The sequence below is a fragment of the Pseudogracilibacillus auburnensis genome (assembly GCF_003201975.1).
GTDB classification, from domain to species: domain Bacteria; phylum Bacillota; class Bacilli; order Bacillales; family Amphibacillaceae; genus Pseudogracilibacillus; species Pseudogracilibacillus auburnensis.
Genome location: NZ_QJJQ01000005.1, coordinates 105,677 through 120,242 on the forward strand (window position 1 = coordinate 105,677; position 14,566 = coordinate 120,242).

The window sequence follows — 14,566 nt, forward strand, 5'->3', positions numbered from 1 at the left end:
GCATGCACCCACTATTCTATACTTTGATGGATGTAAACCTGAAACGATTCATCTATCATTCCTAAATTTGTTTGTTCACAACTAGTGTGTTAGCTCAAGCATTAATTGTAGATATCTTTTTCTTCCATACTCCCTCTGTTTAACTTGTTTTGCCCAATTTTTTACATCATGTCTATATGTGCCATTCTTTATATACAGATGTTGGTGAGTACATAACAGCCCCCTTTTGCCGTCTCACCGTTGTATCCCGAAACATGAATAAAAACCTAGAAGTATTACAGCGCTATGAATGTATGATCACTTTCTTGGTGCGAAAGCCCTGTTCCTTTTTATCGTTTATTTATTAAACTCAGTACGATAACGGTCATCATACATATGGCAGGCGACCCAATGATCTTGTTTAACCTCTTGGAAGATTGGTTTTTCTTTTGCACAAACATCGTTTGCAAGTGGACATCTCGTTCGAAATACACAACCACTCGGTGGATCAATAGGACTTGGCATCTCTCCTTTTACCTCGATCCGCTTCCTTGTCCTTTCAAGTTTTGGATCCGGGATTGGTACGGCACTTAATAAAACTTTCGTATATGGGTGTAATGGATTTTTATATAATTCTCTACTTGTTGCAACTTCCGCCATATTTCCTAAATACATGACGCCGACACGATCACTAATATGTCTAACCATCGATAAATCATGGGCAATAAATAAGTAGGTTAATTCCTGTTCTTTTTGTAATTTCTTCAGTAAATTGACGACTTGTGCTTGAATCGATACATCAAGAGCTGAAATTGGCTCATCAGCTACGATAAATTCTGGATTTACTGCTAATGCCCTCGCAATGCCAATCCGTTGCCTTTGCCCACCGCTGAATTCATATGGATATCTATTTCCATGTTCTCTATTTAATCCTACTGTTTCCAAAAGCTCGTTCACCTTTTGAATTCGTTCTTTCCTCGAATTGGAAAGGCCGTGAATGTCTAAACCTTCTGCGATAATATCAATTACTGTCATTCGTGGGTTAAGAGATGCATAAGGATCTTGGAAAATCATCTGCATTCTTTGGTTGAATACCTTTAACTCATGTTTTGATTTCTTTTCGTGAACCTTTTCTCCTTTAAAAAGTACCTCTCCATCTGTCGCCTGATAGAGGCGTAAAATTGTTCTACCTGCAGTAGATTTACCACAACCCGATTCACCAACAAGGCCAAATGTTTCCCCTTTATAAATATCAAAATTCAATCCATCTACGGCTTTTACTGTATTGTGTCGATCTAATTTAAAATACTTTTTTAAATTGCTTATTTCTACTAATTTTTTTCTCGAATTACTCATCATTTCGCCCTCCCCCAACGTTTATAGGCGAATTGACTTTTGGCGCACGTTCATCTAGTAGCCAACATGCTGTCTTTTGGGTACTTGATGTTTTTATATAATCAGGCATATGTGTATCACATACTTTCATGACGTGAGGGCAACGAGCAGCAAATGGACAGCCCTTTGGGGGACTTTTTAAATCCGGCGGTGAACCTGGGATAGACTGTAACTCTTCCTTTGCATCATTTAACTTTGGCATGGATGCAAGTAATCCCCAAGTATATGGATGTTTCGGATTATAAAAAATTTCATCAACAGTACCAGTTTCAACCATTTTCCCACCATACATTACGGCTACTCGGTCTGCCGTATTAGCTACTACTCCCAAATTATGTGTAATTAAAATGATAGCTGTTTTCATATTTTGTTGAATCTCTTTTAATAAGCCTAATATTTGTGCTTGAATGGTGACATCTAATGCAGTTGTTGGCTCGTCTGCTAACAATATTTTTGGATTAGAAGCTAAAGCGATCGCAATCATCACGCGTTGTCGCATTCCACCAGAAAATTCATGTGGATATTGATTAATCCTTGTGATTGGATTAGGTATTCCGACAAGGTTCAGTAACTCCATTCCTTTCTCATAGGCTATTTTTTTCGACATTTTTTGGTGTTTTATTAAACCTTCTGTTATTTGCCTACCAATTCTCATCGTCGGGTTAAGTGATGTCATTGGATCTTGGAAAATAACACCTATTTCTTTCCCTCGTATTTCTTCCATTTGCTTTTCTGACTTTTGCACTAAATCTTCTCCATTTAATAAAATGGATCCAGAAATAATTTCACCAGGAGGCATAGCGATTAGTTGTAAGATTGACTGAACGGTTACACTTTTACCGGAGCCAGATTCGCCTACAATTGCAAGTGTTTCTCTTTCATATAAGTTAAAATGTACATTGCGCACTGCTTGCACTTCTTCACTATCTGATTTAAATGAAACAGAAAGATCGTTCACTTCTAACACTCTTTTCAATTTTATCCCTCCAAACTAACGTCGACTTTTAGGATCTAGTGCGTCTCTCATTCCATCCCCAACAACATTAAATGCTAACATTGTTAAACAAATAAAGAATGCTGGGAAAAATAACTGAAATGGGTAATATCTAAATGACTGCAATGCATCTGAACTCATCGTTCCCCAACTTGCAAGTGGAGCCGGTACACCAAGTCCGAGAAAGCTTAAGAATGCCTCTGTGAATATCGCAGTTGGCACCGTTAATGTCAAAGTGACTAGGATCGGACCAAAAGTGTTTGGGATTAAATGTTTTGCTATTATTCGCAAACTACCTGCACCGAGTGATCTAGCAGCTATGACGTATTCCTCTGACTTTAACCGCATCACCTCTCCACGAACAATTCTCGCCATATTTATCCAGCCTGTTATGGTCATAGCGATGATTAAGGTCCATAATCCTGGCCGCATAATCACCATAAGTAAAATGACGACTAATAAATACGGAATACCTGCTAATATATCTGCAATACGCATCATATATTCATCCACTCTACCACTTAAATATCCGGAAATAGAACCCCAAATGATCCCAATAACTATATCAATAAAAGCAGCTGTTAAGCCGATAAATAAGGATATTTTTGCTCCATACCACGTCCTTGCAAAGATGTCTCTTCCTAAATTATCTGTACCAAACCAGTATTCGGCTGACGGTGATTGATTTGCATTAATTAAATCATTATCATAATAATTATGTCCCGATATTGGGGCTCCAATAAAAGCCATTATTCCTAAGAGCAATATAATAAAAGTCCCTGCAACAGCTAATTTGTTTTGTTTAAATCGACGCCAAGCATCCTTCCAATAAGATGTACTTTCTCCGACAATTCTTTCCGCATCAAATTGTTTCATTTCAATTGGTTCAAAGTCAGTTTCCTTTAACGGTAATTGTGACATTACTGATCCCCCTCTTTTCTTGTTAATTTGATACGAGGATCAATAAAACTATAAATAATATCAACGATTAAAATGGAGACTAATAATAACACACTAAAAAAGACGGTTGTACCCATAATTACCGTATAATCACGATTTGTGACACTTTCAACAAATTCATTTCCTAATCCCGGTATGGCAAATATTTTTTCAATAATAAAACTACCCGTTAAAATGGTGACGACTAAAGGACCTAAGTAAGAGACGACTGGTAAAATGGCATTTCTTATTCCGTGTCGGTAAATCGTTACCCGTTTAGTTAACCCTTTTGCTTTTGCTGTTTTTATATAGTCAGAGTTTAATACGTCCAGCATACTCGAACGCATTAACCTTGCAATAAATGCAAGAGGAGTTGCCGCTAACGCTATTCCAGGTAGAATAGAATGTGCAAAAGAATCAAATTTTGCAATTGGAAATAGTTGTAGCTTTAATGCAAAAACATATTGAAGAATGGTTGCTAAAATAAAACTTGGTACCGATATCCCTAATACCGCGATAACCATTGCCATATAGTCCCCAAATTTATTATGGTATATTGCAGCAACAACCCCTAATAAAACTCCTACTGCCAATGCCAGAAAAATAGCCTCCAGTCCCAAAATTAGCGAATATGGAAAACTACGACCTATGATATCGTTTACACTTTGTCCCACATATTTAAAGGAAGGCCCAAAATCCCATTTTGCTACCCTAGTAAGGTAGTCAATGTATTGAACATGAATTGGATCATTTAATCCATATATTTCATTCATCTGCTCTTCTATTTTCGGAGGAAGCTTGCGTTCAGATGCAAAAGGTCCCCCTGGTGCTAACCGCATAAGGAAAAAAGTGATCGTAACGATAAAAAATAACGATATTACTATATAACCGATCCTCTTGAATACATATTTCACCACCGTACACACCCCCCAAGGAAGTTCTTAAAAAGTTACCAAACCATTCATTGAAGTTCAAACGGGAAAAAGGGTGAAATAAATCACCCGTCACCGTTCTTTATATTTATTCAACTTCAATATAGCCCCATTTAAGCTGAAAACTACCAACTGGAGAAACTTCAATACCCTTCACATGGTCCTTATACGCATAAACGAATGTATAGAAGTAAACCGGTGCAATCGGTAATTCTTCCATATATAGTTCTTCCGCTTCTTTTAAAATTTCCATACGTTTATCTGAATCTAGTTCTCCACGTGACGCTTTTAATAATTCTTGATAGTCTTTACTTTCCCAGTTCGTATAATTGTTACCACCGACTGTTTCAAAGAGTTCTAAAAAGTTAATTGCATCGTTAAAGTCGGCTATCCATCCGATACGCCCTATTTGGTAATTACCTTCGCTTAAAGAGTCAAGGTATACGTTCCACTCTTCATTATTCAGCTCAACATCAACCTCTAAATTTTTCTTCCACATATCTTGAATAGCTTGGGCAATCGCTGCATGTTCTTCATCTGTATTATAAGAAAGTTTAACTTTTGGAAGTTTATCTAAACCTAATTCTTCTAATCCCTTTGCTAAATGTTCCTTTGCAAGTTCTACGTCATTATCTTTGAAATATCCCGTTTCACTTTCCGGGAACATGGACGGTGGAACTAATGCCATTGCTGGTTTCTGTTCCCCTTTACTAATGTTCTCCACGATTCCTTGACGATTAATCGATAAAGCAAATGCTTTTCGGATATTTTTATTTGCAAATAATTCATCATCATGGTTAAGTGTATAATAATAAAGACCTGCACGATCCGAAATGTGTAATTCACCAGAGTCTTTCATTGCTGGAATCGCGGCTAAAGGAATCTTATCAATAGGGTCACCTACCCAATCAAGTTCCCCGTTTTCATACATTTGTAATGCTGTTGCTTCATCATCAATCATTTGCATATTAATTGTTTCTAATTTTACTGTGTCGGCATCCCAATAATCTTCATTTTTTTCAATGACAATCTTATCCTTATGATCCCATGAAACTAGTTTAAAAGGACCGTTAGATACATAATCTTCACTAACATCTAATGCCCACTTATCATTTCCCTCGACCACACTTTCGTTTACTGGATAGTACGTGTGGAATGCAGTCAATTCTAAGAAATAATCGGTAGGTTGTTCAAGCTCTACCACTAGCGTATGATCATCCTCAACAGTAATACCAACATCGTCTAATGAGCCTTCATTTTCTTTCGCATCTTCTGCACCTTTTATTGGGTACAACTGATAAGCATAGTCAGTATCTGCGTTTTCAGGATCTAAAACCCATTTCCAAGCATACTCAAAGTCACCAGCAGTAACTGGATCTCCGTTTGTCCATTTTGCATCTTCACGAATTTTAAATGTATAAATTAGTCCATCATTAGATATATCGATTTCATCAGCCATAGCCGGTTCAGGATTACCTTCTTGATTAACTCTCGTCAGTCCCTCAAACACTTGGTCAAGTACAGCACTTGAAGTTGTATCTGTAGATGTTCCAGGATGTAATGAGGGTGGTTCTGATTTAATGTTAATGCTTAATACTTGTTCGTCAGCATCTTGTTTGTCAGCATCCTGTTCGTCAGTATCCTGTTCCTCTCCAGCTCCATTTTCACCATCAGTATTTTCTGTTGCATCATCGTCACCGCTACCACATGCCGTTAGAAAGATACTGAAAACAAAAACGAAGGTGAGTAGTAAAAACCACTTTTTCCAGTTCATAAAAAATACCTCCTTTTTACAGATATGTAGCCTTATCTGCATATTATGAAGGTAATTACTTTTTTATTACTTGAAAAATAATACTTATGAAGGTTACTAATATCGCGACGATGATTGCTACTTGAAACATATGTTCAAAACCCGATTTCATCACACTTGCGACGATGGACAAGAGTTGCTCTTGTAAGTACGGATCATCAACCTTTTCAATTTCAGCAATTATTTCACCATACCCCTCACCTTTATTCACATGCTCAAAATCGATCATTGTGTCACCAAATACGCTCTGAAAAGTTGGTTCAATTTTAATAACACCTGTTGTAACAAAACTAGCAAACACTGTAGGAAATAACGTAAGACCAATTTGCCTCGTCAGTGATAATGTTCCAAGCGATGTACCGTATTGTTCTTTACTGGCACTTTCCCCTACAAGAACATTTAATGGGGCGCCGAGTAAAAAACCTAATCCAATCCCCGCCAAAACACTTGCTAGTACGAACATCGTTAGATCGTCTACGAAAGAATAGAAAAGAAGAAAGCCACTAAAGCCAATGACTCCTGCAATAAAAATAGTTCGGATTGCACCAATTTTATCTGTTAAAAACCCTCCCAGACCTGCGCCAATACCAGATGCTAAAGCTAGCGGTGTCAGCCAAAATCCTGCATTTTCAGGTGGAACCTGTAACACTTGTTGCACGTAGGAAGGGATAAAAATAATCGTTGCCAAAAACCCACCCGATAAAAATCCTAATAATAATGTTAGAAGGAACGTTTGCTTCTGTAGTAGTGAATAAGCAATAATTGGATCTCCACCTTGGATCTCCAACCTTTTTTCATGATGAAGAAAAAAATATAACAATAAGATTCCTGCTATTAAATAAGGTAGTACGGCAACTCCAAATATACTTTGTAAAAAGGCTGTACTATCGATATTTGTAATACCAAACATAAATGCGATAATAGTAAGGGATAAATAAATAGTTCCTTTTAAATCAATTGCTTTAGAAGAAGGTTCTTTTGTTTCCTTTATTTTAACGAATCCCATAATAACTAAAAAAATCGCTATTGGTATATTGATCAAAAACATCCATTGCCATGTTCCTGTTATATGTAAAATGAACGCTCCAACATTTGGTCCAACAACAGCAGAAAGACCGTGCATGCCCCCTAAAAGACCAAGCGCTTTTCCTTGGTGTCGCTTAGGAAGCGTTGCTAAAACATGAGAGCTTCCTATAATGAAAATCCCTCCACCACCGATTGCTTGAATAAATCTTGCAATAAGTAAAACGGTAAAATTCGGGCTTAATGCAACCAAGAGTGATCCTAAACCAAATAACACTATTTCAATGAGAAAAAGACGTTTTCTACCAAAATTATCGGATAACTTACCTATAATTGGAACAGATATAGCGATCCCTAATGTGTATAATGTAACCGTCCAAGCTCCCCATGTAGGAGATACCCCGAACGAATTGTATATTGTTGTCAAGGCTGCACTTATAATTCCATTATCAAGACCAGCCATAAAAACACCAATTGTAAATAAAGCAACTGGCCATTTTTGTGATACTTGTCTTTGTTTCACTACATCACCTGCTCTTATTAAAATGTTTAATAGAAAGAAGATGGGCATAAATAATTTAGTCATAAAAAGATCCAAACTAAAAAACAAATTTCTTCCATAAAAAATTTCATTAGTTCGGATATTTTATTTGTCAGCTTAAAAAAACGGATTGCTTATTAGAACAAAACTGTTTAGGCCACCGCTGCGGAAGACTAACATAATTCGCGATTCCGGCACATAATTCGAGATGCGCCATATAATTGCGAAGAATCGCCATATAACTGCGAAGATGCGCCATATAATCGTGGAGAATCGCCACATAATCGCAGAGATGCGCCATATAATCGTGGAGAATCGCCACATAACCGCAAAGAACCACCATATACCCTCTGAGGTGACGCATCATTGTTGAAAATGTACATGTTTAACTCGGCATTTTCACACATTTAAATGATCGGTAGCAAAAAACAACCATCAGAATAGTGGAAACAAAAAGTCTTGTACGATTAAAACCATATTTCCGAAGCGATGGGGCATTCACTAATCTAAGTTACCGCGCGGTTCCATCGAATAATGCAGAGTCCAATACAAGAATACACAGTTCATGGGAATACTGCGCAGTTTATTTCAACTTTGCATAAATTAAAATTTAACCCGCTGTTAAAGTAATATTCAAAGCACTTTATAATCGTTCGTCTTTGGAATGGAACTCTTTGTTATGTTTTACCCCCCTATTCTTTAAAGATAGAAGCTATTTTATCGATTAAGTCTTTAAAGAAGTTGGTCACTTTATCCCAAAATCCTTCATCTAAATTTAATTCGCCAATCCGGTCTTTAATGGTTGAAGTAATATCTTCTAATTGATCTCTCACCTTGTCAAAGTCAATATCCAAGTCACGCATTTTTTCAAAAAGATCTATTAATAACTGGCGATCTTCTTCACTTAAATTGATTTCTAATTTTTCTAATTGCTCTTTGACGATTCGCTCCACATCTTCTCTTGTAGCCGGATCTTGATCAGCGATCGCTTTTTTAATTTCCGTCATAAGCTCTGTTACTTCTTCTTGTGAAATACCACTTTTTTCAGCTAAATCGGTCGTTACATTGAGCTCTTCATTTGCAACTTCCATTCTATCTTGGTCAAGTTCTGCACCACTTGCATCATACGCTTTATAAATACCTGTTAGTGCTGAATGCCCTGTTACTTGAACAGGTGAAGCTACCTCAATTAATGCATTTTCGACCCCCGCTGTTAAAAGTGCATTACTATACATATCACTTGTTACTTGTGTAATATTATCGGCTGTAACAATATTAACGACAATCCCATGTCCTTTATCTTTGTGCGTTATTTTTACTGATGAAAACATCCGAGAATTCGGGTTTCCACCAATATATTTAGCAATATCTTCTCCAGTTACTGTTAATTCATTGACATCATTTTGATCTACTTCAAGTAATCTTCTGACTTCTTCTTTCTGACCGTCTGTTAAATTACCACCATAAACAACGACTGGTTCTCCTAATAATTCATTTATTGCCTTATCCCCTTCAGCAGCATGAATGACCACTGTTGAACCAAAGGCAAGTCCAAATACAAGCATTGTTATTAAAAACAGTTTGCTAAAATATCTCATTTTTCAAAACTCCTTTTCGTCTACCAACAAGTTTGTTTCTAACATGGTAGTAGTTTAGACAAAGAGAAAAATTATCTTAAACTATGTATTGTTTTCAACTTATACATAGTTTATGCTTATTCAGCGCAAAATACAATTGAAATAATTAGTACAAATCATTAGAAAAGTGGAATATAATGTTTGAGGCGCAGAGCAAATCCATTGCTTTGCCATATTTTATATGGTACAAATAAAAAATAAAGAGCTTTAGAAAGTGTGAATATAATGGGTATTGTTATTGTTGATATATGTAGTGCGAATGCAATTACTACATTAAATATAGAAAAAATTATTGAGGGAGAATTTCCAGAAGTTGCCGTTATTATGAATAGTTGTTTATCCTACTGTGGACTCTGTGCAAATAGTCCTTATGCCCATGTAAACGGAAAGCTTATTCATGGAAAAACCCCCGAACAATGTTTAGCGCGAATTCGCGAAGAAATTAAGAAAGAATTAGCAGTATACGCATAATGCCGCTAATTCTTTTTTCTTTCCATCATTTATAAACTACTTTTTAAAATAGCTAGCACGTCTTCTTTTGTTAGCCTTTTGAAGTTACCACATTTTGGTTGGGTTTCAATTGTTTTTTCTGCAATAAGTGGCAATGTTTTATCCGTGATCTGATAATCACGTAATTTGATAGGTGCTCCCCAAGAAGCCCAATGTTGTGCCAAAGTATCAATGCCTTCATTAGCAATTTCTATATCCGTTTTCCCGTTCGAATCAATTTGGAACACATTAATTGCTAGCTGCTTAAACTTTAAGACATTTTCAACATCTAGTACATATCTCATCCAATGCGGAAATAAAATAGCCATCCCACCACCATGAGGGATATCGTGTACAGCAGATAATGCATGATCGATATGATGTGTACCCCAATCACCAATAAAACCCATATTTAATTGGTCACTTAACGCAATCGTACTTGCATAAGCAATTGTTTCCCTGTACTCGTAATTCTCTAAATCGTTTAATAATTTAGGGGCAACCTCAATGATAGTACGCAATACACTTTCACAAAATTGATCTTGAATGGGAACATTTGTCGCAAGGTTAAAGTAATGCTCTAACACATGGGACATCGCATCAACGATTCCATTTACCGTTTGTTTATATGGGACAGAAGTCATATAAGTAGGGGCGACAATGGCAAACTTTGCTCTCGAAAAAGAAGAAACCCATGCACGTTTATCCTGCTTTTCCCAATCGGAAATAACAGAACTTAAGCTCATTTCAGCTCCAGTACCAGCGATCGTAACAACGGAACCATAAGGAAGACCATCCGTGGCTCTTGTTTGTCGACTAATAATATTCCATACATCTTCATCTGTTTTCGCTGCCACGACAATTGCTTTCGTACAATCGATTACACTACCGCCACCGACTGCTAAAACGAAATCGACCTTTTCCTTTTTACATATTTCTGCCCCTTTTCGGACAGTTGTTACCCGTGGGTTTGGCTCCACACCAGCAAGCTCGAACCATTCTATGTTCGCATGCTTAAGCATATGGATTATTTTATCGTATAATCCGTTTCTTTTAATACTTCCACCACCATAAACGAGTAATACCCTATTTCCAAATCGAGAAATCTCCCTCGCTAAATTGTCTAACTGCCCTTTTCCAAATAAAAGCTTTGTCGGATTATAGTACATAAACGGGTTCATTTCTTCACCTCTTTTTCCTTCTAAACAACTCAACTTTCGCACTAATATAATAAGTGCAAACAGTTTCCTTGGTTAAGGTTGGGATGATTCTAATTATATCCTTGACAATTTCAGTAACATCAACCATTTCCAAAAATGGGTTCTAACATATAAAAACTGAACTGCGCAGTAACATTTAGTGACGGAGACCCCATCGCTACGGAAATACACTCCGCTTTCCCCACAGGGCATAAGAACGATATCTGTTCAACCTGCGCTATCGCTTGTTTTCACAGTGTCTCCATTACCGCGGGTGGCTGGTGAGTCTCCTCACTCGTAATGAAGGTGGGCCTACTAAAACCGGCCTTTGCGCCCAACGTCGGCATCCCCCTTGCCGGGGCAGGGGCTCACTGTGCCTTCCCCCGCGACGCACAATGTTTTCGATGGGACGAGCATTTAGCACAGTCCCAGGACGTGACCGCTTTTAGCCGACCAGGAGTCTACGTGTAGTTGATTGTAGCGGAGGAAAGTTGACTCCTACGGGAAAAGCAACAGCTGAAAATCTATTTTCTAATGTTTTGACAAAACGGATGAAATTAGTTGAGGCGTTGCCCGTGGAAAGCGACTATCCGTAGCGACAATCAACGGTGCTGCTAACTTAGTTACTTCGCAGTTTCGTTCTTATGCGTGATAATAGCTACAAACTTAACGTAAAGAGCAATGGGAGTTAGATGTATACAGATAGCCTAGAGTAAACAGTTAATCTTATGTCAACTTGAGCACTGTCTTTTCATCCCACTTCATTCTCCAAAGGCTTTTTGTCCATTTCACTCTACGAAAGTTGAATAAGTAAAAAAATAAAGGAGTAATGATTACCCCTTTAAATAAACTACCGCATCTATTTCTACTAAAACATCTTTTGGCAGACGGCTTACCTCAACTGTGGCACGTGCAGGATAAGGTTTTTTTAGATAGCGTCCATATATTTCATTTACTGTTGCAAAATTATCCATATCTTGTAAGTAAATTGTAAATTTAGCAACTTGTGAAAAAGTTGCATCTGCTTCAAGTAAAACAGTCCGTAAGTTTTCCATTACTTGAATTGTTTGTTTTTCAATGCCTTCCACAACTTCCCCAGTTTCGGGATTGATTCCAATCGCTCCTGAAGCATATAAATAGTCTCCAGCGATGACCGCTTGTGAATAAGGACCAATTGCTGCTGGCGCTTTATTTGTAAAAACTTCTTTCATGAACATTACTCCCTTTCCGTTAATTTTTCTCTTATTTTAATAATAACAACTTTCCCCCTGCTTTAAAACATTAAACTTCTAACTATCTTCACTTTTTTGCATCTAATACTTGAAAACGAAAGGTAAAAAAGAGACCTATTCCTAAACTTAAAAAAAGAATTCCTTTTGACTGGAGTAACACAAAATGATTCGACATGATTTCGCTAATTAAAAAATACACCCCTCCAATAATGGAACAAATAGACAGGATAAGTGATATGCCCCCCGATAAAGGAATATCCTTAGACAAACAAACCCCTCCTTATTTGGTAGCAAACTTGTTTTTATATTCCATCACATCACGAGCGTAATAAATATCGCCATAACAAGCATCAAATTGTTTCGCTTCCTCGCGTAAACAAGTGTAGATGGATTGATCCTCTGCATTTTGATACATCTCTTGCGAAAATTGAATGACGATATCTTGATCAAATTCTTTGTCACTATTCTTCACATAATGAGCAAAACCAATGCCAAAATTGTATGATTGAACCGCTAACTCAATATCCCCATTCGCGGCTTGTAAATTTTCTGCAAAATAGGAAACACCTTGTTTGATCGACACTTCTGGGTCATCAATACAGCCTATCTCTCCACATAAACTTTCCGAGGACTGCATCGGATCATCCCCACGTCCTCCAGATTCTTGCAACATCATTGCCAATAACACATCAACATGTTCTTCTACATCGTATTCTTTTGCATATTTACTAACCGTCGGTCGATATTGTTCAACCTTTTTTGTAAATACATGTTGAACAATATTACCACTTTTCAAATGTTCTTTATACGTATAAAGGGAAACACTAACTAATAAGATCGAGAGAATGACAACAAGGACAAAAACCTTGATCATCACTTTTTGCATTGAAACCTTCATTTCCCAGCCCCCAAGTAAGTTTATGTTTGTCTGAATAATTCTTTTTTACGCCATCTACCAAAAAGATAATAGAAGGAAGCTAGGAAACTACTAATAATAAAACTTGTTCCCATTCCAATTGCTATTCCTATTTCATCATAAATGCTAGAAAACAAAAATGTCAACGGGTATCTTAGTACCCAAAATGAAATAATATTTAAGAATAAAACTTGATACATCGCACCGGAAGCCCGAACAACCCCATTTAATACAAAGTTAATACCTAAAAAAGGAAAACAAAATGCCATCATTCGTAAATAAATCGTCGCAAATTCAACTGCTGCTTCTTCCTGAATAAATAATGAAACAGCAAATTCAGCAAAGATAACGATAAAAATTCCGATGAAACACATAAAAGCAAAATTATAAACCAATCCATACTTCGTTATTTGATGAACACGTCGCCAATTTCCAATACCGATATTTTGACCTGCCATACTATTAACCGCCGTTCCCAACGCCTGAGCGGGAAGCATAATAATACTGTCCAGTCGCTGGGCAGCACCGAAGCCACCGACAACTGCTCCACCAAAAACAGTAACAACGCTCATAATTGCAGCAGAACCAGCGGAAATTACTGACATTTGTAATCCTGACGGAATCCCTAAATGTAAAATTAATTTCACTTCTTTCCATTTAGGCTTTTTTGGTAGTTGAAAAGGGGCAAGTCGATTACGAAGCACAAAAGTTACCCCATAAATAAATGAAACTCCTTGAGCAAGGATGGTTGCGTAAGCGGCTCCATTTACACCCAAGTTAAATCCAGCAATAAATAGAGGATCTAAAAATAAATTTAAGACTACTGCAATCGTAACAAACTTCAATGGGCTTTTACTATCTCCAATGGCTCGTAATACCGTGCTAACGAAGTTGTAGCCAAACAAAAATAGCATTCCAATAAAATTAATTTGTAAGTAGCCTTTTGCTAAAGGTAATAACTCTACCGGGGTTCCTAATAATTTTAATACGTTTTCCGCTAAAAGAAATCCAACTACACTAAAAATCAACGCTAAAATGGAAAGGATAACGACAAAGGCATTTAAATAATGCGTTAATTCTTTCTCATTTTCTTTCCCTTTTAGCTGTGAAAGAATAGTTAATGCTGCGTTATTTAATCCAATAACAAATGCTAGCATCGTAAAAATAACTGCTCCAGAAATAGCTACTGCTCCAAGAGCGTCAGCACCTAGTAAATTTCCAATCCATAAACTATCAACAACTTGGTAAGATGTTTGCAGCAAATTTGCTAGAATAATTGGGCCAGAAAATAATAGTAATTGTTTAAAGATATTCCCTTCCGTAAAATTATAATTATATTGTTTTTGCATCCAATATCTACTCCTATGTTCATTCACCTTTATCTTATCATAATTTTCCATGCATTATTCCATGTACTAAAAGTAATCATCCGTATTTTTGAGACTTTTCATTGTTTTCAAATTATTCATTTTATGGT

At 36.9% G+C, this 14,566-nt stretch carries 13 protein-coding genes; 1 reads left to right on the plus strand and 12 read right to left on the minus strand.

Annotated elements, in window-relative coordinates; translation table 11 throughout:
• Nucleotides 1-336 precede the first annotated feature (336 nt).
• From DFR56_RS08685 to DFR56_RS08715, 7 genes are all read right to left on the minus strand, one after another.
• Nucleotides 337-1,335 (minus strand): ABC transporter ATP-binding protein, encoded by a 999-nt coding sequence (locus DFR56_RS08685; protein ID WP_110395045.1) that lies wholly within the window; start codon nt 1,333-1,335, stop codon nt 337-339.
• Nucleotides 1,328-2,350, minus strand: a complete 1,023-nt coding sequence (locus DFR56_RS08690; RefSeq protein ID WP_110395046.1) for an ABC transporter ATP-binding protein — start codon at nt 2,348-2,350, stop codon at nt 1,328-1,330. The genes DFR56_RS08685 and DFR56_RS08690 overlap by 8 nt, the downstream gene beginning before the upstream one ends.
• A gap of 15 nt (nt 2,351-2,365) precedes the next feature.
• On the minus strand, nt 2,366-3,289 hold the full coding sequence (locus DFR56_RS08695) for an ABC transporter permease (protein WP_110395047.1): 924 nt from the start codon (nt 3,287-3,289) through the stop codon (nt 2,366-2,368).
• A complete protein-coding gene (locus DFR56_RS08700; protein ID WP_110395048.1) occupies nt 3,289-4,224 on the minus strand; it encodes an ABC transporter permease in 936 nt (311 codons plus the stop codon). Before DFR56_RS08700 ends, DFR56_RS08695 begins: the two co-directional genes overlap by 1 nt.
• A 103-nt stretch (nt 4,225-4,327) precedes the next feature.
• Nucleotides 4,328-6,013, minus strand: a complete 1,686-nt coding sequence (locus DFR56_RS08705; protein ID WP_110395049.1) for a peptide ABC transporter substrate-binding protein — start codon at nt 6,011-6,013, stop codon at nt 4,328-4,330.
• Between the two features lie 55 nt (nt 6,014-6,068).
• A complete protein-coding gene (locus tag DFR56_RS08710; RefSeq protein WP_242694563.1) occupies nt 6,069-7,538 on the minus strand; it encodes an MFS transporter in 1,470 nt (489 codons plus the stop codon).
• A 770-nt stretch (nt 7,539-8,308) separates the two neighbouring features.
• On the minus strand, nt 8,309-9,214 hold the full coding sequence (locus tag DFR56_RS08715) for a DUF1002 domain-containing protein (RefSeq protein ID WP_110395050.1): 906 nt from the start codon (nt 9,212-9,214) through the stop codon (nt 8,309-8,311).
• A 264-nt stretch (nt 9,215-9,478) separates the two neighbouring features.
• Here DFR56_RS08715 and DFR56_RS08720 point away from each other — a divergent pair, with 264 nt between their 5' ends.
• On the plus strand, nt 9,479-9,724 hold the full coding sequence (locus tag DFR56_RS08720) for a YuzB family protein (RefSeq protein ID WP_110395051.1): 246 nt from the start codon (nt 9,479-9,481) through the stop codon (nt 9,722-9,724).
• A 29-nt stretch (nt 9,725-9,753) separates the two neighbouring features.
• On the opposite strand, the gene DFR56_RS08725 is transcribed toward DFR56_RS08720, so the two are convergent.
• From DFR56_RS08725 to DFR56_RS08745, 5 genes are all read right to left on the minus strand, one after another.
• Nucleotides 9,754-10,923, minus strand: a complete 1,170-nt coding sequence (locus DFR56_RS08725) for an iron-containing alcohol dehydrogenase (protein ID WP_110395052.1) — start codon at nt 10,921-10,923, stop codon at nt 9,754-9,756.
• 851 nt (nt 10,924-11,774) lie between these two features.
• A complete protein-coding gene (locus tag DFR56_RS08730) occupies nt 11,775-12,158 on the minus strand; it encodes a RidA family protein (RefSeq protein ID WP_110395053.1) in 384 nt (127 codons plus the stop codon).
• Nucleotides 12,159-12,240: 82 nt separating this feature from the next.
• Nucleotides 12,241-12,441: a hypothetical protein gene (locus tag DFR56_RS08735; RefSeq protein ID WP_110395054.1), complete on the minus strand. Its 201-nt coding sequence runs from the start codon at nt 12,439-12,441 to the stop codon at nt 12,241-12,243.
• A 12-nt stretch (nt 12,442-12,453) separates the two neighbouring features.
• Nucleotides 12,454-13,071, minus strand: a complete 618-nt coding sequence (locus DFR56_RS08740; RefSeq protein ID WP_110395055.1) for a lysozyme family protein — start codon at nt 13,069-13,071, stop codon at nt 12,454-12,456.
• 20 nt (nt 13,072-13,091) lie between these two features.
• Nucleotides 13,092-14,438: an MATE family efflux transporter gene (locus tag DFR56_RS08745; protein ID WP_110395056.1), complete on the minus strand. Its 1,347-nt coding sequence runs from the start codon at nt 14,436-14,438 to the stop codon at nt 13,092-13,094.
• Nucleotides 14,439-14,566 lie beyond the last annotated feature (128 nt).

Excerpts from the sequence above, each read along its gene's own strand:
- DFR56_RS08685 (WP_110395045.1), bottom strand. The coding sequence starts at position 1,335 with ATGAGTAATTCGAGAAAAAAATTAGTAGAAATAAGCAATTTAAAAAAG.
- DFR56_RS08695 (WP_110395047.1), bottom strand. The coding sequence starts at position 3,289 with ATGTCACAATTACCGTTAAAGGAAACTGACTTTGAACCAATTGAAATG.
- DFR56_RS08705 (WP_110395049.1), bottom strand. The coding sequence starts at position 6,013 with ATGAACTGGAAAAAGTGGTTTTTACTACTCACCTTCGTTTTTGTTTTC.
- DFR56_RS08710 (WP_242694563.1), bottom strand. The coding sequence starts at position 7,538 with ATGGCTGGTCTTGATAATGGAATTATAAGTGCAGCCTTGACAACAATA.
- DFR56_RS08715 (WP_110395050.1), bottom strand. The coding sequence starts at position 9,214 with ATGAGATATTTTAGCAAACTGTTTTTAATAACAATGCTTGTATTTGGA.
- DFR56_RS08720 (WP_110395051.1), top strand. The coding sequence starts at position 9,479 with ATGGGTATTGTTATTGTTGATATATGTAGTGCGAATGCAATTACTACA.
- DFR56_RS08725 (WP_110395052.1), bottom strand. The coding sequence starts at position 10,923 with ATGAACCCGTTTATGTACTATAATCCGACAAAGCTTTTATTTGGAAAA.
- DFR56_RS08730 (WP_110395053.1), bottom strand. The coding sequence starts at position 12,158 with ATGTTCATGAAAGAAGTTTTTACAAATAAAGCGCCAGCAGCAATTGGT.
- DFR56_RS08740 (WP_110395055.1), bottom strand. The coding sequence starts at position 13,071 with ATGAAGGTTTCAATGCAAAAAGTGATGATCAAGGTTTTTGTCCTTGTT.
- DFR56_RS08745 (WP_110395056.1), bottom strand. The coding sequence starts at position 14,438 with ATGCAAAAACAATATAATTATAATTTTACGGAAGGGAATATCTTTAAA.